Genomic DNA, 19,945 nt, shown 5'->3' with positions numbered 1-19,945 from the left:
CCCGGCGCCCGCGCCGGAGGCGGCCCCTGCTCCCGCGCCCGCGGCAAGTTCGTAGGACCGCAGTTACAACTTACACTCCTGGCGTAAACCACGCACGCGGGAGCGCTCGCCTGCGTGGTATGCTTTTTATAGAACCAAGGATAAACGGAAGCCCGAATCGGCGCTTGCTTCGTCGGGAGGTGCCGGGCATGACGAACACGTTCCGCCGCGCGATATCGTCCGTCGTCCTTGCGGCTTGTGGCGCACTCTCGGCGAGTGCCGAACCAACCAAGGGCACTCGCCCGGCATGGACGTTTGAGCGTTACAGCGACTTGGTCCGCGCGACGGAACGGAACATGAACATGTCGCGCGAGGCGTTCGACGCGGTGCAAGCGCGCAAGCCCATCGCGATCGCCCAGACGAAGCGGTACTTGGCGTCGCGATTTGGAGAGGCCGATAGCGCGGTCATCGCGGCGTTCGAGTGTGTACCGCGCGAGTACTTCCACTACAACTACGAGCGAAAGCAATCTTCGGCGGAAGACGCCTACGAGACGTTTGGGACGCCTTGGCCGATTGGCTTTGGGGCGACGATCAGCGAATACAAGCTGCAGTGTTACATGACGCAGCTTGGCCGGCCGAAACCCACGGACGTCGTGCTTGAGATAGGGGCGGGCAGCGGGTTCCAGGCCGCTTTGTTTTCCGAGATTGTAAAGGAGGTCTACACCATCGAAATTGTCGAGCCGCTGGGAAACGCCGTGAGAGAGGTGTTGAAAAAAGGCGGGTACGACAACGTTCGCGTGAGCGTGGGTGACGGATTTTACGGTTGGCCGGAGGTGAAGGGCGGGTTCGATATCATCATGGTGACGTGCGCGGCGCGGTATGTGCCGCCGGCGCTGATTCAACAACTTAAGGTCGGCGGCCGCTTGATAATTCCGGTTGGCCCTCCGGGCCGCGGCGGGCAGGTCCTGTATTTGTACGAAAAAGACGCACAGGGCAAGGTGCGATCGATGCGCGACCTGAGCGTGATATTTGTGCCGATGACCGGTGCGATTGACAAACAACGTGAAACGGCGCACGTGGAATAGGACACGTCACCGATACGTCAATCGGGTTTTCTGATATCCGTCCAACCGACGAATTTCCATGCGCCACGATGTGTTTCGTGCGCGATCGCTCGGCCCAATCGAAGAAGGTAATCGGAGCGCGGCACTTCGCGCGCGCCGAGGCTGGCGAGGTGGGGCGTGTGGAGTTGGCAGTCGATAAACGGAAACTTCCAGTGGAGCGCCTGGCGCACGAGCGCGGCCATAGCAATCTTGCTGGTGTTCGGCTCGAGCGAAAACATGGATTCGCCGATGAAACATGCGCCGACGGATACGCCGTACAGGCCGCCGACCAATTTGCCGTCGCGCCACGTCTCGACCGAATGCGCATAGCCTTCGCGGTGCAGCCGGCAGTAGGCGTCGCGCATTTGGCGCGTGATCCAGGTGCCATTTCCCTTCTGCCTGGGCGCCATGGCGCATGCGGCGATGACGCGATCGAATACTGTATCCATGCGCACGTCGAACACGGCCTGTTTGATAGTCCGTTCGAGCCGGCGCGAGAGATGAAACTCCTCCGGAAAGAGCAGCATGCGCGGGTCCGGCGACCACCAGAGAATGGGATCGCCTTCCGAGTACCAGGGAAAGATTCCGGACCGGTACGCAAGCAACAATCGATTGACGCTCAAATCGCCGCCGACCGCGAGCAGGCCGTCGGGCATGGAGAGCGACGGCGGCGGAAAGGTCAGTTCGCGAGACAGGCGGAACAGAGGCATTGGGAATTTTGGATTTTGGATTTTGGATTTTGGATTGGAGAACGCAAATCGTAATTACACCCGCACATATTGCCGTCCGCCACCACCAAGCGAACATTACGGAGCAGACACGCGCCAAACCACAACGCAACTCGCGGCAATCCGAAATCCAAAATCCAAAATCCAAAATTATTCGAACGCAAAACCGATCTTTCCTTCCGATACGTCCACGGTTACGCGTCCGCCGCGCTCGAGTTTTCCGAATAGGAGTTCGTCGGCAAGGGCGTCTTTGATTTCCGTTTGGATGAGACGTGCGAGGGGGCGCGCGCCGAAGGCGCGGTCATAGCCGTGTTCCGCGAGCCACGCGCGCGCCGCATCGGCCACACTCAACGTAACCTTGCGCGCGGCGAGCTGGAATTGTACTTGTTCGATGAATTTTCCGACGATGCGCAGCATGATTTCCTGTGTAAGCGAATGGAACGAGATGATAGCGTCGAGCCGGTTGCGGAACTCGGGACTGAACGCTTTTTCGATCGCTTTCAGCCCTTTCGACGACGCGTCATCCGCGCCGGAACCAAAGCCGATCGTATGCGACGCCATTTCGCGCGCGCCCGCGTTGGAGGTCATGATCAGCACGACATTGCGAAAGTCGGCCTTCTTGCCGTTGTTGTCGGTGAGCGTCGCGTGGTCCATGACCTGCAGCAGGATATTGAAAAGGTCCGGGTGCGCTTTCTCGATCTCGTCGAGCAGCAACACGCAATACGGGTTGCGGCGAATCTCGTCGGTTAACAAGCCGCCTTGATCGAAGCCGACGTAACCCGGGGGCGCACCGATAAGCCGCGCGACGGTGTGTTTCTCCATGTATTCGCTCATGTCGTAGCGGGCAAAGTGTACGCCGAGAATCGCGGCGAGTTGCTTGGCGACTTCCGTCTTACCCACACCGGTCGGGCCGGTGAAGAGGAAACACCCCGTCGGCTTCTCCTCGTTGCCGAGGCCAGCGCGCGAGCGTTTGATTGCCGTGGCGAGCACGTGAATCGCTTCGGCTTGCCCATAAACGACGCGATTGAGTTCGTCTTCGAGCGTGCCCAACTGCACCTTGTCCGAGGACGATACGCTACGCGCGGGAATTCGGGCGATGTCGGCGACGATCTTTTCGATATCCGAAGGACGAATGGTCTTTTTCTGCGCGCTTGCGGGCAACAACTTTACCGCCGCGGCCGCTTCGTCGATAACGTCGATGGCTTTGTCCGGAAGGAACCGGTCATTGATGTGCTTTGCGGCCAGTTCCGCGGCGGCCTGCAAGGCAGTGTCGGTGTAGGTAATGCCGTGGTGCTCTTCGTAGCGCGCCTTGAGTCCGCGCAGAATGAGCACGGTTTCCTCGACCGACGGTTCGTGAATCTCAATCTTTTGGAAGCGCCGCGACAGGGCTTTGTCGCGCTCGAAGTGGTTCTTGTATTCCTCGTACGTTGTCGAGCCGATGCACCGGATGTCGCCGGAGGCGAGCGCGGGCTTCAAGATGTTCGAGGCATCCATCGTGCCTTCACCGGTCGCGCCCGCGCCGACGACCATATGGATTTCGTCGATGAAGAGAATGACGTTCTTCTTCTCGAGGATGGCGCCGATGACGGCCTTCAGGCGCTGCTCGAATTCGCCGCGAAACTTCGTTCCCGCGATGATAGCGGAAAGGTCGAGTTGCAGAATTACGGCTGCCTTCAACGCGTCCGGCACACCCCCCTGATGGATGTGCAGGGCAAGACCTTCGACGATGGCCGTCTTCCCCACTCCCGGTTCCCCGACGAAGATCGGGTTGTTCTTGCGGCGGCGGCACAGCACCTGCAGCGTGCGGCGGATTTCCAAGTCACGCCCGATGAGCGGATCGATTTTGCCGTCCGCGGCGCGCTGGTTCAGATTGATCGTAAACGCCTCGAGCGGATCGGTCAGGGGGCGGCCTTCTTCGTCAACGGCCGTTTGGCCTCCGGCGCCGGCTCCGGCCGGGATTTTCGAAACGCCGTGGGAGATGTAATTCAATACGTCGAGCCGCGAGACGCCTTCAGTCTGGAGGAAGTAGGCCGCGTTGCTGTTTTTTTCTTCGAACACCGCGGCGAGGATGTCGCCGGCGTCTACCTCCTTTTTTCCGGAAAAGCGAACGTGCGCGATGGCGCGTTCGAGCAGGCGCTCGAACGCGAGCAACTGCTGCGGCACGTAGTCGCGCTTGCCCGGGACCACCGGCACGTGATTCTGAAAATAGTCTTCGAGCGCGTTGCGCAAGTTGGTCACGTTTGCGCCGCAGTTCGTGAGAATCTCACGGCCCTGCACGTCGTCGAGCAGCGTGTAGAGCAGGTGCTCGATCGTGAGGTACTCGTGACGCCGCTCGCGCGCGAGCGCCAACGCGCTGTTGAGTGATATTTCGAGGGGTTTGCTGAACATGTTGCCGCCTAGTCCGCCGGCTCCATGGAACACATGAGTGGATACCCACTATTCCGGGCGCGGTCGTGCGTTTCCGCAATTTTGGTTTCCGCGATCTCGTGCGTGAATACGCCGCACATGCCGATACCTTTGTGGTGGATGTTCAACATGATGCGGACGGCGTCCTCGATCGGCTTGTTGTAAATGGTGCAGAGCACTTCGACGACGAACTCCATGGTCGTGTAGTCGTCGTTGTGCATGAGCACACGATACATCGGCGGCTTCTTGACCTTTTCCTTGGTCTCGGCCAGCGCCGCGTCGCCGGTTTGTGGGACATATTGGGGCACGAAATCCTACCTTTGACTTGTTCGCGAATCTGCCGTAATTCCTTCAGGGCAACGATTCGTGGATGCGCCTGCGAGAGAATCGCGTTCAATTGCATACAAAAATCATATCACAAGAGCGCAGAAGCGATGGCGGCGGGCACGACCTGCAGGGTGAAATTGTCCCAGCCGTGGGGCGATACGGCTTCACATAGCGCGCTCGCGAGTCCGATGAGCAGGCATAGGCCGGCAACTCCGGCCATGGAAAGTTCGCTGCCGTTTAACGATGCCGCGAGTAGCGCCGCGAGCGTCGATACTGCAAACACCGCGGCGGACCCTTCGAGCGAGCGGGTGCACGTAACGCCGCGCATGGATGGTACGCGGTAGGGGTGCTTGCCGAAGCGGGTGCCAACGGGCTCGCCGATGGCGTCGCCCACGCCGGTGACAAGAAACCCGTAGAGCGTGTAACCGGTAAAGAACATCGACGTCGTGAGGCCACCAAGTAACGTCGCGATATATGGCACTACAATGTAGTGCGTGCGGTACGGCGCGTCCTTTTCCCGGGCGATGGCTTCATAGTGGAGGTTGCCTTCGCCGCGCATAAGAGCATACGCGACGACGACGGTCGTCATCGCGCCGAACAGACACACCGCGCGCAGACCGAGTGTGGCCTGCAAAGCGGCGACGGTGAAGAAGATGGCGAAGTGAAAGACTTTGCGCGTATATCCCGTGCGCATGGCGACGCGCCGCTTGAGCCATCCCGCGAGAGTGAGCGCGGCGAACGCCCAGAACAACATGGGCGGCCCGTGCAGCGCGAATTCGCGCCACGTAGGCCAGTTCGTGTAGACAAAATCGATAAACGGCATCTGATTTCGCGGTTTTCCTGCTATGGTCGGAACACGCAATACTGAAGTTTACTCGCACGAACAGCCAAAATGGTGGCGGAGCGGCCAAATGGAGACGCCGCATTCGCTGCTTAATTATTGCTCAGCGCCATGCAAAAGGTGTCAAGCGTCCGACTTGCACACGCGCCCCATGTGAAGCGTTTGGCGTTCTCGCGGCCACGCGCGATCCATTGGACGCGGACATCCGGCGGCTCATTCAAAGCGTCGACAATGGCTTGCGCAATACCGTCCTCGCTCTCGCCATCGAAATACGTTGCGCCATCGCCGCCGATTTCGGGTATGGCGGCGGAGCGCGATGCGATGACGCGAGTGCCCGCTTCCTGCGCTTCTACGACGGGGCGCCCGAAGCCCTCGTAGAGCGACGGGAACACCACAAGGTCGGCGGCCTGCACCATGCCGATGAGTTCTTCGTAGGCGATGTAGTGGATGCGTTTCACGCGCGGGTGCGGGGGCGGTTCGCCTTCGCGGGGTTGGCCGCAGATGACGAGGGTGTGGCGAATGCAGTCCTTGATTCGGTCGAACGCGCGGACCAGACGCGTCGCATTCTTGTGCGGGTACGTGTTCGCAATGTAAAGGAGGAACGGTCTCTCAAGCGCACAGGGTTTGGGTGGGGCGAACAGTCCAGACAACGCTGAGTGCGCCACGATAATCTTCTCACGCGGAACGCCGAAGCGTTCGGCGATGCGCCTACGCGAGAACTCCGATACTGTCGTAATTGCGTTTGCGCGCCGCGCCGAACCACCTACGATAATGCGCTGCGCCGCGCGCGACAACCATGGGAAATCCTCCGGGAAGTCGAGGAATTGCGTGTCGTGGATCGTAACTACCTGCGGGAACGTCGCACGGAGCGGAGCAGTGTAGCCGGGCGAATAGAGAACGTCGACTCCCGCTCGGGCTGCTGCTCGTGGCAATGACGTTTGCTCGGCGACGATGCGCCGTGGCCGAGATGTGGCCGCGACGTCGATGAGCGTACGGTCGTAATCGGCGAAGGAGTCATGATTCTCGCGATTGGTGAAGACGGTCAGCCGCAGGCCTGCTTCCAGCGCCTGCAGCGCGGGCAGCAGGCTGCGCACGTAGATTTCCGTTCCCCCCACTTCGCGGGGAATCAGAAAGAGAGTGTTTACGCCGACATGCACAGTGTGTCCCGAGTTCCCCAAGCCAATTGGCGGCGGCAACCCACCGCGATGGGTGCGGCGGTCTAGAGATTCTCCAGTGCGTTTACTACTGCCTCGCCGATCCTACGGTGCAGGCGCAGGTTTTCCTCGCGGTCCGTCACCACCTCGATGATGCTCGATCCGCCCGACTCGCGTGCCCTCTGGAACGCCGCGACAAACTCGTCCTTTGTCGCCGGCCTCGAGTAAGGTAGCCCGAACATTCGCGCTGCGTCCTCAAAGTGCAAACCGTGCGGCGTCGCAAAATACTTCTCGAATACGTCGGAATGTTCGGCGATAGGCAAGAAATGAAAAATACCGCCACCATCGTTGTTGAGGAGGACTAACGTTACGCGTACTCCGTTGGATTTGAGCAAAGCTAAAGATCCCAGATCATGCAGTGCGGCGAGATCTCCGACCATTGCGGTCACGTGGACGCCCGACGCTGCCGCATACCCTGCCGCGGTAGCAACATTTCCATCAATGCCGCTGGCCCCGCGATTTGCAATGACGTGGGTGGTCGCGTGAAGGAGGCCACTGTACATCTCAAGATATCGGACCGGCATACTGTTGCCGGCAAAAATCGCTGTGAACTCGTCCGCCGGCTGCAGGCCACAAAGTAGATTTGCGACAAGTGGCTCCGTTAGTCGAGTCTCTCCGCTCAGGATTTCGGCGACAATGTCCTCAGCGCGGCGGGAAAAATCGATGATGTTCCGCACCCACGACTCCGCCTGGACAGGTTGTTCGTCTTTCACATGTGCGAGAAAACCCACCGCCGACATGCAAACGCGGTGCGTAACTATGCTGCACGGATCGACTCGCTCGAGGTGTGGGGCAATCCGCACGTAAATATGGGGCTTTACGTGGGCCAAGTGCTCCGACAGCCGCTTAGATACGATAGCCCCCCCGACGTGAACAACTGCGTCCGGACTGCAGATGTCTCGAAATCGAGGTGAGAACAGAAGAAGATCGTAATTTGAAACGGGAATTGTTCGCTTTGCATCAATCGGCTTGCTGCGCGCCGAAGAAGTAACGTCGGCAAGTAAAGGGCGCGTCAAACCCAGCTCAAGTGTATTGCCAACGCTAAACTCCGACTTCCGACAATCTTCCTGCCCTATCAAAAGCAGCACACGTTCAAGCTTTTGCAGCTCGTCGATTATAGGTGCCATGTCGTCGACATAGTAGCGGTCTTCGTCGATTACCCACGTTGTATACGGCTGGCGTGAGTCCCTCCAAGGTTGAGGCGCGTCGGATTGGATTGAGTTAAGCGGGGGCGCGAGTGGTTCTCGGTACGCGCAATTTATATGGACGGGGCCGCTCGGCGACCTTCGCGCCGCAGCAACCGCGTGATCAATGGCCGTAAGCACATACTCCGGCAAAATCGTTTCGTCCGGGCAGGGCATCGCCACGAAGTGGCGAACATACTCGCCATAGATGCGCGTTTGGTCGATCGTTTGGTTTGCGCCGGTATTTTGGAGTTCCGGCGGGCGGTCGGCGGTGAGGACAACGAGTGGCACGTAGGACATGGACGCTTCGATGAGCGCGGGGAAGTAATTCGCGACGGCGGTGCCGGAGGTGCAAATCAGCGCCGCGGGTTTGCCGAGGGCTTTCGCAACGCCCAGCGCGAAAAAGGCCGCGCCGCGTTCGTCGAAGTGGACGGTTGTTTTCGCGCGCGGATTGCGCGCGGCGGCAACGGTGAGCGGCGTCGAGCGCGACCCGGGCGAGATGACGAAGTGGTCGACGCCGTTACGGATCAATTCTTCGACAATCAGTTCCGCCCAGAGGATGTTCAAATTCGGTGCATCGGTGATCATGCGTCGAGAACAGCGGTGTATGGCGTCAGCTTGTTTTCGAGTTCGGCCCATTCTTCGTCGGGGACGGACCCGTCGACAATGCCCGCGCCGGTGTAGACGGAGAGCGTGTTGCCGGTGACAAGTGCGGAGCGAATTGCGACGGCGAACTCCGCGGAGTCGCAGCCGACCCAGCCGACGGGCCCCGCGTACCACCCACGATCGAAAGGCTCCGATTCGGCAATCCAGTCCAACGCCGTCCGGGTCGGCACACCGCCGACGGCGGGCGTCGGATGCAGTCCGCGCAACAATTCCGCGTCGGTGCCAAAATGATCGAGGATGCCTTCGATTCCGACGTAGAGATGCTGGTACTTGTCCAGGCGCATCACGCACACGTCGTCGTCGGTGTGTACCGCGGTGCATTGGCGCGCCAGTTCCGCGCGAACCGCATCGAGCACGTGTTTGTGTTCGCGGCGGTCCTTATCGCTGTTCAGCAACTCGTCCGCAAGCGCAGCGTCGACGCGCAGGTCGCCGGTGGTGGGACGCGTGCCCGCAACGGCCTCGGTACGCACGTAGCGATCTTGCCGCTTATACAACCGCTCCGGCGACACGCCGATGAACGCCACGCCGGGCTTCGGCTGAAAGCAGAATCGATACGACTTCGACGCCGAGGCGTTCAATTGGCGCAACAGCGCCACGGGATCGATGGGGGCGTCAAACGCAAAAACGCTTTCGCGCGCCAGCACCGCTTTCTCGATTGCGCCGTCGTGTATTGCCGCAAGCGTGCGCTCCATTTGCCTGATCCATTCGTTCCGATCCGGCGCGTCCGCGCGCGACTGCGGGTGCGCGATCGCCGCGGGCGCATCGAGACCTGGAAACGGCATCGCGTCCAACTGGTCCAACAATTTCGCCAGCAGGTTTTCCTGTTCATCCTTCAGCATCGCGTTGCACGCGAGGTAGGTTTGGTCGCCGCGCGACAACACCTCGAACTTCGGTAACACAAACCGGTACGCGCCGAAGGGGGCCCACTTTTCGACGGGCGGCGTGGTGAGGCTGAAGCGCATCCCGCCGTAATAGTGGAGATGCGGGTGCACGCTCGCGATGCACGCGCGCAGATGATCGAACAACTCGTCGTAGTTCGTCAACACCTCCGCGGTGATGATGTCCGCGGTGCCGACACCCGCCAACTCGAAGTGCCGCTCGCGGTCGCACCAGTACCCGCGCGATCGGTTCCCCTGCGCCTCGAGCCATGCCAGCGGATCGACGCCATCGACCGGCACTTCGCACCGGACGACGCGGCGCGGTTTCGACGAGTGCGCCGCCGAATCGAAGGCCTGCTCGAGCAGCGTGGCGAGCGCGCGCTTTGCGTGGGTGGGTTCGACGACATCTGGGTAGAGGTACGGGGTCATGACGCGAGTGCAGCCCCGCGATCATGGAGGATTTTGGATTTTGGATTTTGGATTTTGGATTGTAGCAGAGACGTTGACCTGCCTTGCACATTCTCTTGATGGCGGCGTCGACTGCAATGTATAAACGGCGAACTCACAAATTCCGTAATCCAAAACCTGAAATCTGAAATCTGAATTTGCATCACTTGTCACCCTGATAAATGGTCGCAATTCCGAACGTCACCGAATGCATTTTCACATCCGAAAAGTTCGCGTCGCGCATCATCGCGCAAAACGCCTCGCCATACGGGAATGTCTCGACCGTTTGGTTGAGATAGCGGTAGGCGTACGAATCGCCGGACACCAGCCCGCCGATGCGCGGCAAGAGGTATCGGAAGTACAGCAAGTAAGCGCGACGCAGGAGCGCGTTGGACGGAAGCGAGAACTCGAGGATGAGCACGCGGCCGCCGGGTTTCAGCACCCGGTGCATCTCGCGCAGCGTGGCGCCCACGTCTACTACATTGCGAATTCCGAAGGACATGGTCACGACATCGAACGACGCGTGGGCCGCTGCTATCCGCGTTGCGTCCCCGCGCACCATTTGCAGGGCCGAAGCCTGGCCCTTGTCCTCGAACTTCACCGTGCCCAGTTCGAGCATTTTGCGGGCCATGTCCATTCCCACGCCGGACCGCACGCGCGGACATCCGGCCCGCAGCGCCAGCAAGACGTCGCCGGTCCCGGTAGCGAGGTCCAACACGCGCAGGTCCTCGCGTTCCGGCAATAAGGTTGCCAGCCGCTTGCGCCAGGCCACGTCCTGCCGCATGGACAGCACACGGTTCAGCAGGTCGTACCGGTGGGCGATACGGTCGAACATCCGCCACACGTCGTTGCGCGCGGGCGTAGGGGGACTTTCCAGTTTTGAAACAGTCGCCATGAGAATTGACCTAGTATAGCGTATGGTATAGTCGGTTTTCGCGGCGATTCGCCCAGGTTTCAGAAGGGAACGTTTACGATGTTTGCCATCGATCTTTCGCGCTACGACCTCGTCGATCTCTCGATGCCTGTCGTCCCCAATCAGCTTACGGAGGGGCGGCCCTTCGAGGTGAAGGAAGGTCGCCTCGGCGATGGCACGCTGAAGTACGACATTGTCAACACGCACACCCACGTGGGCACGCACATCGAGTCGCCGGTCCACTTCTATTTCAGGGGCAACACGTGCACGGACTATCCGCTCGACCACTTCATGGGCCGGGCCGCGTTGGTAACGACGGCGATTCCGGAATCGGCGCAGCGTGTTACGCTCGACCACATCCGGCCGCAACTTGAACCCAAGCGGGGCCAATTCGAGATACTCTACGTGCGCAACGACACGGCGCGCCGGCCGCTGTTCATCGATCTCGATTGTGTGCGCTATTTCGCCGAATTCAATCTCAAGCTCTTCATCTTCGAGCACACCATTAATTTCGGCGACACGTCGCTCGAAGCCGGGCGCATCTTTCACGACCTGCTCCTGAGCCGCGATACGCTGCTCGTCGAGTTCCCGCAAAACGGCGCCGCCCTCACGAAGCCCGATTTCTATGTCTTCGCAGTTCCGCTGAGAATTCAGGGGATCGATTCGAGCGGGTGCCGATTGTTCGCCGTCGTCGAGCGGTAGGTCGGCACGCAATCCCGGCATAATCCGCCAGTCCACGGGAACAATATTCCGTTGGCGGGCAGGTCTCGCGAAGGCGAGATTCTCACAAGTCATTATGCACAAATATGTTACGAACAAAATGCGTTTCGGGCATGGCCATTGCTGTCGAGGTACGACCTTGAGTCGCAGGGGAGTGTTACATGGTCATCAAGCCTGTGCAACCGGCCACCCCGCCGGAACTGGGAGAGGCGCCGTCGCTGCGGACGCTGCCGTTTCGCCAAGATTCCCGGTTTATGGAGCTGCTGCAGGCGGCAACGACGGCCAAGGTTTCCGCGAGCCGTCCGCCGGTGGATCACCAGGTTCGGGCCGGCGAATCGCTCTGGAGCATTTGCCGGGACGCGCTGAAGGCGAATGGCGACGCCCCAACCAAGAGCGCGATCAATGCGGCCGTGCATCGTGTTGCGGCCTCAAACAAATTGCGTGATGCAGACGTAATTTCGGTCGGTCAGAAGCTCGACTTGTCCGAGTTGGCTGGGAATTCACCGATTGCGCGCGGGCAGATCGAATCCAGACGCGACGTTCCCCCGTTGATGCCTGCGCAAGGCGTGGCAGAGACCAACGGCGTTCCTTCGAAGGAATTCCATGCCACCGGGCCGGTCACGGCGCGCGCGCCGCTCGCGACATTGTCGGAAACGCGGCGCGGGACGGCGATGGGCGGCGCGCAACCGACGTTGCGGCCAATTTTCCACCGGCTGTCGAATGCACGGCCCATGCTGCATACGCATACGCCATTCGCGCACGTAAACGAGGCTGCCGCGGAATCGGCCAAACCGGTCGATCTCACCGCGCTCATGCAATCGATTCTCGAACCCGGAACTGCTGCGCGCGAGGCCGCGCCGGCGGCCGGTCCATGGTCAAAGCTGTTGGCGGGCGCGGGGCGATTCACGTCGGGTTTTGGCGTGCGCAGCGATCCGTTCTCGGGCAAGCCGCAATTTCACCAGGGCATTGACATCGCCGCCGCGGCAGGTACGGAGATTTATCCGTACATGCCGGGCACGGTGAAGTCCGCGGGATGGGACGGCGGACACGGAAACATGGTGGTGATTCAGCACCCGAACGGCATGGAGACGGTGTATGCGCACGCTTCCGAGTTGTTGGTGAAGACGGGCGACGTGGTGCTGAAGGACACGCCGATCGCGAAGGTGGGTTCGACGGGCCGGTCCACGGGATCGCACCTGCATTTCGAGGTGCGTCAGAACAACAAGGCGGTGAACCCGCTGCCGCTCATCAAGCAGGACTCACTCGACGTAGCCAAGGCTCTTTAGGGCGTCCACGTCTTCGTCGCTGAGCTCCGCCGCTTCGGTCGTTCCCTTGGGTGTCTTCTCGTCCCATTCATCGATAAGCGCGCGCAGTTCTGCGGCGCGCGGCTTCTCCTCGTCTATTAGATTCTTCAGTTCGCCCGGATCGGTGCGGAGATTGAAAAGTTCCGGGCCGGGCCCTCCGACGATCAATTTCCATTCGCCCTTGATTACGCTCTGGCGCATGGGTGGCCGCGCGGTCATCACGGCTTTCGCTCCGGGCACACCGGGTACCGCGCCGCCGTATGTTTCGACGACGCGCGCGCGATCCATCGGTGGCGAATGGTTGATCAGGTCAACGCCGAACATGTCCTTCATCGGGGGAAGTTCTGCGAGCGACAGAAGGGTCGGGGCGATATCGACAAGGCGGGCCGGCGCGTTCGACCGTCCGGGCGCGACACCCGGCGCGCGCAGAATGCACGGCACGCGAATGCTGTTGTGATAGAGCCTGCGACCGTGACCGAGGTATTCGTGCTCGTGGAGGCTCTCGCCGTGGTCGGCGACAAACAGAATGACGGCGTTCTCCTTCGGTAACGCGTCGAGCACTTTGCCGATCTCCGAATCCGTATACGCTACTTCGGAATCGTACCGCGCGCGGGTCGCCTCGACCTCGGTCATCTTCCATAGCGGTTTGCCGACGGGATGAAACTTGTCATGGAACTTGTATGGCGCGTGCGGGTCGCTGTAGTGAAACCACGCGAACATCGGTTTGCCCGCGTCGCGTTCGTTGAGCAGCTTGAGCGCGCTCTTGGTGACGTCGTCGGCGAAGCGTTCGGCGATCATGAATCCCCAGCGCTTGTCTTTGAACCCGTCGTCGTATACGTCAAATCCACGATCGAGTCCGGACAAGTCCGCTTTCAGCGTCCAGTTACTCGTCACGCAGACGGTCTGGTAGCCCGCCGCTTTGAATTGTTCGGTGAGCGCCGGGACACCCGGCGGCAGCGGCAGACCGTTGCGCGCCGCGCCGTTCATGCGCGGGTAGCGCGAGGTCAGCATCGCGCCAAACGACGGCGAGGTGAGCGGCACTTCGGCGACGCAGTCATCGAAGATCAGCGCATCGTTGGCGAATGCATCGATGTTCGGTGTCGTCGGGTGGGTGTAACCGTAACAGCCGAGCCGGTCAGCGCGCAGCGTATCAACCGACACAATGAATACGTCCGGCGCCGCGGACATTGCGGCCAGCAGAAACGCGATCATTGGGGCGGTTACTTCGGCGGTTCTTGCGCAGGCGCGGCGGGAGCTTCGGCGGGCGGCGGGGTTGCGGCCGGGGCTTCCGCGGCGGGCGCATCGGCCGGCGCCGATTCCGGCGGATAGGTGATGCTCCACGAGGTGGTCGCGGTCAAGGGGCCAATCTCTTTTTGGCCTTTCTTGACGTTGATCGCCTCGCCCTTCGCGTTATACGCGGTGATTTCGAGCGTGAAATTCCCGGGCGGCGCCATGAACGGCACGCGCACGGAGTACGACCAGATGCCATCCGCCGCTTTTTCGTCGGGGGCCACACCATCATCACGCATCTTGAACTTCATCCGCTGGTCTTCGGCGACGGTCGCCACGACACGCTGTACGATCTTGTGTTTGTCGACGACCTTGACGGTAATCGTCGCATTTTCGCCGGGCTTTAACGCGGCGGGATTTATGACGGCGTCCTGAAGTTTCGGCTGACGGCCCATCGTATTGCAGCCGGTCACAGCCAGCGCGAAGAAAATCGCAGCGGATACCCCCGCAAACCGCATCATTTCACGTTTCTCCACTTGGGTTACTCGTATAGCGCGTGGGAATGAGACCGCCCAACACGCGAAACCGCACACATATGGCGGACCCGTCGTCTAGCCTATCGAACCACGCCAATCGAGTCAAAAAAAGCGTGCCGCGTTACGAGAACGCGGCACGCGCGGTTTCGGTTGACGGTTACTGCGTCTTGGCCGCCAGCGCCTTCTCGACGGCTTCGGTCACTTCGGTGTCCGTCGGCTTCACCTTGGGTTCGTAACGGGCAACGACCTTTCCGTCGCGGCCGACAAGAAACTTGGTGAAATTCCACTTGATGTCGCCGCCGGTGGCCGGGTGCTTGGAGGAATCCGTTAGATATGCATACAACGGGTCTTTGTCGTCACCCTTCACGGGAATCTTCGAGAACAGAGGAAACGTCACGTCATACTTGGACGAACAAAACGTCTTGATTTCGTCGTTGGTGCCCGGTTCCTGCGCGCCGAAATCGTTGCTCGGAAACGCGAGCACTTCGAGCCCTTGATCGTGGTACTTTTTGTAGACCGCCTCGAGATCGGTGTATTGAGGTGTATACCCGCATTTTGACGCCGTGTTAACGATCAACAGTACCTTGCCGTTGAATTTGTCGCCCAGTTTTGTTTCCTTACCGTCGATGTCCTTCACGGTGAAATCGAGCACACTGGCCGCCGCAGGCTTGTCATTGGCGGATTCCTCGTCGTCTTTCTTGTCCGCAGCCGACGCTCCCACCGCGACGGCCACCACCGCGACATATGCGATTAATCGAGACATAGTGCTACAGCCCTCACCTGTTATCAGTACCTTTTGCACCAGAGACCGAATCCATATCCTACCATAGTTCTTGCCCGGTCACGAGCCGTCGAGACGCTCGTGACACCACGGCACCGTGTACGATGCCGACGGCATGACGTAGTACGATGCCTTATCGGGGAGTTCATTGCGTGCGATGCGCAGCGCCTCTTCGAGGGACGGCGCGCGCCGCGCGCCTATTAAGGCGACGGCGTCGTCCGGCAGTTCGGTCACCATGATCGCGGACGGCGACTTCTCTCGCGTGGACAGTGCGGTCTGCCCGTAGATTTCGCTCTGCTTCCGCAACGAGGCGATAATCGCTTCCACGCCGCCCAGGCGCAACCATTTTTCGATTTGCTCGCCGCCAAGGCCTTCCGCGCACGGAGCGAGGTAGACGATGCGGCCGCCGGGTTTCATCGCCTGGTAGGCGTTGTACAGCGCCTTGTGCGACTGGACGTAGTTGCGCGCGGCCCCGGCGCTCGCGATCACGAGATCGGCGCGCTCGGCGATAGGAACCGAAAAGAGGGAACGCGCAAATTCAGCGCCCTTCCGGTGCGCTTGATCGAGTTCGCCGACAAAAAGCCCAGCAATGCGCCCGTGCCGGTTCATGACTGTATTGATGATTCCGTGGACACGCGCGAGCTTCGCCGCTTCGAGCATGTCCTCCGCGACGGGATTGCCGTCGAGGACGCCGATGCGCACGTCGGGATGCAGCCGGCCTTCGGTCGGGTGGAGGTTCATGGCGTGGTTGTGCGCGATCGTCCGCGCGGAGGCAAGTCCCGGCACGATAGATTTTCTGCCGCCGCCAAAGCCGCCGAAGTAATGAAGCACAATCGCGCCGGTCGCAACGATATGGTCGCACTCGACCGCGAGGCGGTCGAGTTCAACAGGGGTGCCGCGCGAGGTGGCGCCGATATACACGTGCCGGTCATCGTTGTACGCCTCGCGCGTATAGGCGCGGTCCCTGAACCGCGCGTACACCTCCGGTCCCAGGATGGACCGCTGCTGATCAGGGGTCGGCACGCGGTGGGTGCCGCTCGCAAACACGAAGCGGATGTTCGCGTCGCGCACGCCTACGCGTCCCAATTCCGACAGCAGCGCGGGGAGATACTCGTGAACGCCGGTTTGACGGTACGCGTCCGAGACCACGACCGCCACGGACGCGCCCGCCCGGACCCCGTCAAAAAAATGCGCCGCCATGCCGATGGGCCTGGCAAGGCCTTCACGCAGGGCGGCTTCGACGTCATCGAGCGCAGGGGCGTCTGCAATTTCGATGACACCGAGCGATCGGCCCCAAGCCATCTCGGCGCACAGGCGACGTTGACCGTATGGTACTTGTATTAAGGTCATGATCGAATTGTACTCGAAACGGGATATTTAGCCGCGAAACCCCTTGACGAAAACGGCAAGGGTCATTAGGATTACCCCCGGAGCGAGCATTATGAAGCAGGAGTCTGCCTTTCATGAGTGCTTCGCTGTTCGTGTCTTTTCCTTCCGGGCCCGGACCACGGCGCTTTCGGGCGGTCCCGCTTTCAAGCCTGCGTGTTGACACGATCGCGCGGTTCGAAATCCATATTCGGACGCAGCATCAACCCGATCCCGTCTTATACCGCGCGCGCGAGCTGCCGATAACCGCGCAAACACTGCTTGTGCTGAGGGACCGCGGACATAAGGAGGTATTGGTTCCTGCCGATCAGGAACCGGAGTACCAGCAGTACATCGAGGAAAACCTGGGATCGATCCTGAGCGACGAATCGATTCCGATCGAGCAGCGGTCGCAGGTACTCTACGAGTCGGCGACAAACCTCATGCGGTACGTGTTCGAGGCGCCGCGGTCGCCCGATATGGTGAAGCGCAGCAAAGACATGGTCGCCAACGCGTCCGCGTTTTTGCAGAACGAAAAAGTTGCGTTCGAGCACCTGCTGTCGCTCGTTTCGTTCGATTACTACACATACACACACAGCGTGAACGTGTTCGTGTTCAGCTACATGCTGGCGCAGTACGCCGGGTTCACCGACCCTGCATTGCTGCGCGACCTCGGAGAAGGCGCCCTCCTGCATGACGTCGGGAAGAGCAGATTGGACAGCTCGATCGTCCAATGCGCGGGGCCGCTGACCGACGCGCAGTGGGCGGAAATGCGCAAGCACCCCACCTACGGCTACGAAATTCTGCGCGACCACAATGCGTTCGGCGCGCTGGCGCTGGATATCGTTCTGCACCATCACGAGAAACTCGGGGGAGGCGGGTATCCCGACGGGCTCTCGGGAGATCAGATTCATCCGCTGGTACGCATCTCGACCATCGCGGACATATTCGACGCGATGACGACCCGGCGGTCGTACCGGGACGCGATCGATTCGTTTCCGGCGCTCCGGACGATGCGCGATGAAATGGCGAACGCGCTCGACCCGACGTTGTTTCGTCAATTCGTCGAGATGATGGGCAATCCGCGCGGAATCAGGGTCGCGGCATCGTGAACACAAACAGCATCGGACGCCTGTCTTCGGCGTTCGCTTCTCGCGCGTTGCCGTTGTTGTCCAGTACGATGTACAGGCGCGCCGCGTCCATGGCCAATCCTTCCGCCGTACCGAACCGGCGGTCGGCGTAGCGGTATTTCGGACTATCGGCGGTTTCGCGAAAGGAGCGCCACGGCTTTACGTCAATCCTCTTCCCGTCGCGGACAATTGTCGAAATTATCTCGGCATTGCGTTCGAGTGCGTAGAGCGCACCATCGAACGCGCAGAGGTCGGTGAAATCCGGGAAGCGGATGCCGCGCGGTTGCACTGAAGGTTCGTTCAACACGAATCCTTCGACGAGCGGCGGGGTGTTTTCGATGCCAACGTACAAGAGGCCGCGCGGCTGACGTTCGGCGCAAAGGATGAACTGCGCATCATCGATGCGCGCCAGGCCCTCGATATATCCGCCGCGAAACTTGAACAGCCCCGCGGCTTCTCCCGGCGCCTTGAGGCTTGGCGTAATCCATGCGCACCGTTTGCCATCCGCGGAAACATGCAGGATGCGAAACTGCGATTCGCTTGCGAGATAGAAGTCCCCCGCGTCGTCCACGGCGATGCCTTCGAAATCGGCGCGCGCGCCGTCCGGTACCGAAACCGGGACTGCCGGTTCGAGGACGGCGCGCTCGGCTTCGATTCTCAGTTTGTAGATGAACGTGTCGTGATTGTCGGATACGGTAAAAAGTTCGCCATTTCGAATGCCGAGTCCGGACGGTTCGGCGGACTCCAAACCGTCAATGGGTAACGCGCGCTCGAGCACAAGCTCCGCGGGCCGGGGCGAAACGTCCGCCACCGCGTTAAGCTGAACAGCGAAAACGATTGCGAATACTTTGATTGCGCGCGACATCTGCCCGCTAATGGTGTGAGAAACAGCGCTCGTGCGTGAACAGCATGGAGACGTTCGCCTCGTTGCACGCAATGATCACGTCGTGATCGTTGACGCTGCCTCCGGGCTGTACAAAGGCCGTGATGCCCGCGTTGATCGCCGCGTTCACCGCGTCACGGAACGGGAAGAACCCGTCCGACGCGAGCACCGCGCCCGCGAGCGATTCGCTTCCTTTGTATTTCGCCTTCGCCTTGGCGATCGCCTGCTCGACCGCGCCTACGCGGTCTTGTTCGCCCGTGCCGACGGCCAACGTTTGGCCGTTCCGCGCGATGACGCATCCGTTCGAGCGCACGTGGATATTCACGTACCATGCGAACAGCAGGTCTTCGAGTTCGCGTTCCGTTGCACCGCGCGCGACGGTAACCTTGCCCACGCTTTTGTGTTCGGCGCTCGCGTTGTCCAAGTCCGCCGTGCTGCGCACACGGGACAGGTACGGCATGGCCAGCACGATGCTGCCGTCGTCGAACACCTTTGCCTCCAACACGTCCGTGGCGTCGCCGACGTACTTGGGCAGCATCGAGAATCCGGGCAATCGGATAATCCGAATCTCTTTGTTGCGGCGGAATTTCTCGAAATCGTTGAACGCGGCGAGCGCGTCGTCGTCGAAGCCCGGCGCGGCGACGCCTTCCACGATTGTCTGCATGATCTCGTGTGCGGCCGCGGCGTCCACCGTGCGGTTGAACACGACGACACTGCCAAACGCCGCCTGTGCATCCGCGTCGCGTGCACGCTGGTATACCTCGACCAACGGCATTTCCCCTACTTGAATCGCGACGCCGGAGGGATTGCAGTGCTTCATCACGGCGCACGCGGGCCGTTGCATGTATTTCAGAATACCAACGGCGTGGTGCATGTCTTCGATGTTCGTCTGCGACAATCCGCTCTTGCCCGTCTTCAGGATTTCATATGCACCGAGCACGAGCCGCTTGCCGTCTTTTGGACGGTAAAAGGCGGCGGGTTGGTGCGGGTTTGTGCCGTACCGCAAGTCTTCGATTTTTTCGTAGGCCCGCCCGAGAAACTCGAACTCCGCCGGAAACTCGCCCACGTTCCGCGTGCGGTACATGTCTTTGCTCATGATGTCCCCCGATAACGGTTATTCGTGCGATCGCAGCATAGCGCCGGCACGACTTGCATGCTCGTGCGCTCCCGCGTCGCCGTGCGCGTCGAATAAGCGCATAGCCTGCCAAACGCGTCGGCGAAGGGTCAAACCCTTCATATATATAGCCCAGCGTGTTGCACTCTTGGAATCGGGTTTCGGGTATCGGGTGTCGGGTTTCGGGAATTCAAGA

General features: G+C 60.6%; 18 protein-coding genes. 4 read left to right on the top strand and 14 right to left on the bottom strand.

Going from position 1 to position 19,945, the window contains the following annotated elements:
* Positions 1–188 precede the first annotated feature (188 nt).
* The gene (locus tag HUU46_24520; protein NUM56806.1) at positions 189–1,064 is read left to right on the top strand and encodes a protein-L-isoaspartate O-methyltransferase; all 876 of its coding nucleotides are present in this window, start codon (positions 189–191) and stop codon (positions 1,062–1,064) included.
* 17 nt (positions 1,065–1,081) lie between these two features.
* Here the strand turns inward: HUU46_24520 and HUU46_24515 are convergent, their stop codons facing one another.
* From HUU46_24515 to ubiE, 8 genes are all read right to left on the bottom strand, one after another.
* Entirely contained in the window at positions 1,082–1,792 is a 711-nt protein-coding gene (locus HUU46_24515) for a leucyl/phenylalanyl-tRNA--protein transferase (GenBank protein ID NUM56805.1), read from the bottom strand.
* A gap of 168 nt (positions 1,793–1,960) precedes the next feature.
* Positions 1,961–4,198, bottom strand: a complete 2,238-nt coding sequence (gene clpA / locus HUU46_24510) for an ATP-dependent Clp protease ATP-binding subunit ClpA (GenBank protein NUM56804.1) — start codon at positions 4,196–4,198, stop codon at positions 1,961–1,963.
* 8 nt (positions 4,199–4,206) lie between these two features.
* A complete protein-coding gene (clpS, locus tag HUU46_24505) occupies positions 4,207–4,524 on the bottom strand; it encodes an ATP-dependent Clp protease adapter ClpS (GenBank protein ID NUM56803.1) in 318 nt (105 codons plus the stop codon).
* A gap of 107 nt (positions 4,525–4,631) precedes the next feature.
* Positions 4,632–5,366, bottom strand: coding sequence for a hypothetical protein (locus HUU46_24500; GenBank protein ID NUM56802.1), 735 nt, complete (start codon positions 5,364–5,366; stop codon positions 4,632–4,634).
* Between the two features lie 110 nt (positions 5,367–5,476).
* Entirely contained in the window at positions 5,477–6,541 is a 1,065-nt protein-coding gene (locus tag HUU46_24495; protein NUM56801.1) for a glycosyltransferase family 4 protein, read from the bottom strand.
* A gap of 62 nt (positions 6,542–6,603) precedes the next feature.
* Positions 6,604–8,370, bottom strand: a complete 1,767-nt coding sequence (gene menD, locus HUU46_24490; GenBank protein ID NUM56800.1) for a 2-succinyl-5-enolpyruvyl-6-hydroxy-3-cyclohexene-1-carboxylic-acid synthase — start codon at positions 8,368–8,370, stop codon at positions 6,604–6,606.
* The gene (locus tag HUU46_24485; GenBank protein NUM56799.1) at positions 8,367–9,755 is read right to left on the bottom strand and encodes an isochorismate synthase; all 1,389 of its coding nucleotides are present in this window, start codon (positions 9,753–9,755) and stop codon (positions 8,367–8,369) included. The genes menD and HUU46_24485 overlap by 4 nt, the downstream gene beginning before the upstream one ends.
* A 181-nt stretch (positions 9,756–9,936) precedes the next feature.
* Positions 9,937–10,668 (bottom strand): bifunctional demethylmenaquinone methyltransferase/2-methoxy-6-polyprenyl-1,4-benzoquinol methylase UbiE, encoded by a 732-nt coding sequence (ubiE, locus tag HUU46_24480; GenBank protein NUM56798.1) that lies wholly within the window; start codon positions 10,666–10,668, stop codon positions 9,937–9,939.
* 78 nt (positions 10,669–10,746) lie between these two features.
* On the opposite strand from ubiE, the gene HUU46_24475 reads away from it, so the two are divergent.
* Together HUU46_24475 and HUU46_24470 are read left to right on the top strand one after the other, a co-directional pair.
* Positions 10,747–11,388, top strand: a complete 642-nt coding sequence (locus HUU46_24475) for a cyclase family protein (GenBank protein ID NUM56797.1) — start codon at positions 10,747–10,749, stop codon at positions 11,386–11,388.
* A gap of 179 nt (positions 11,389–11,567) precedes the next feature.
* Positions 11,568–12,692 (top strand): peptidoglycan DD-metalloendopeptidase family protein, encoded by a 1,125-nt coding sequence (locus tag HUU46_24470; protein NUM56796.1) that lies wholly within the window; start codon positions 11,568–11,570, stop codon positions 12,690–12,692.
* Here HUU46_24470 and HUU46_24465 read toward each other — a convergent pair.
* The 4 genes from HUU46_24465 to larA all read right to left on the bottom strand — a co-directional run bounded on the left by HUU46_24465 (position 12,666) and on the right by larA (position 16,607).
* On the bottom strand, positions 12,666–13,922 hold the full coding sequence (locus HUU46_24465; protein NUM56795.1) for a sulfatase: 1,257 nt from the start codon (positions 13,920–13,922) through the stop codon (positions 12,666–12,668). The two genes, HUU46_24470 and HUU46_24465, sit on opposite strands and share 27 nt — an antisense overlap.
* A gap of 8 nt (positions 13,923–13,930) precedes the next feature.
* A complete protein-coding gene (locus HUU46_24460) occupies positions 13,931–14,461 on the bottom strand; it encodes a hypothetical protein (protein ID NUM56794.1) in 531 nt (176 codons plus the stop codon).
* A gap of 172 nt (positions 14,462–14,633) precedes the next feature.
* Positions 14,634–15,239, bottom strand: coding sequence for a glutathione peroxidase (locus HUU46_24455; protein ID NUM56793.1), 606 nt, complete (start codon positions 15,237–15,239; stop codon positions 14,634–14,636).
* A 78-nt stretch (positions 15,240–15,317) separates the two neighbouring features.
* The gene (gene larA, locus HUU46_24450) at positions 15,318–16,607 is read right to left on the bottom strand and encodes a nickel-dependent lactate racemase (GenBank protein ID NUM56792.1); all 1,290 of its coding nucleotides are present in this window, start codon (positions 16,605–16,607) and stop codon (positions 15,318–15,320) included.
* A gap of 113 nt (positions 16,608–16,720) precedes the next feature.
* Here larA and HUU46_24445 point away from each other — a divergent pair, with 113 nt between their 5' ends.
* The gene (locus HUU46_24445) at positions 16,721–17,734 is read left to right on the top strand and encodes an HD domain-containing protein (GenBank protein NUM56791.1); all 1,014 of its coding nucleotides are present in this window, start codon (positions 16,721–16,723) and stop codon (positions 17,732–17,734) included.
* Here the strand turns inward: HUU46_24445 and HUU46_24440 are convergent.
* Entirely contained in the window at positions 17,715–18,617 is a 903-nt protein-coding gene (locus HUU46_24440) for an esterase-like activity of phytase family protein (GenBank protein ID NUM56790.1), read from the bottom strand. The genes HUU46_24445 and HUU46_24440 overlap by 20 nt on opposite strands.
* Before the next feature lie 7 nt (positions 18,618–18,624).
* Positions 18,625–19,731 carry an IMP cyclohydrolase gene (locus HUU46_24435; GenBank protein ID NUM56789.1) on the bottom strand — a complete coding sequence of 369 codons (1,107 nt, stop codon included), beginning with the start codon at positions 19,729–19,731 and terminating at the stop codon, positions 18,625–18,627.
* Positions 19,732–19,945 lie beyond the last annotated feature (214 nt).

The organism is Candidatus Hydrogenedentota bacterium, assembly GCA_013359265.1.
In the GTDB taxonomy this organism is placed as follows: Bacteria; Hydrogenedentota; Hydrogenedentia; order Hydrogenedentales; family SLHB01; genus JABWCD01.
This window is presented reverse-complemented; position numbering and strand designations above follow the sequence as displayed.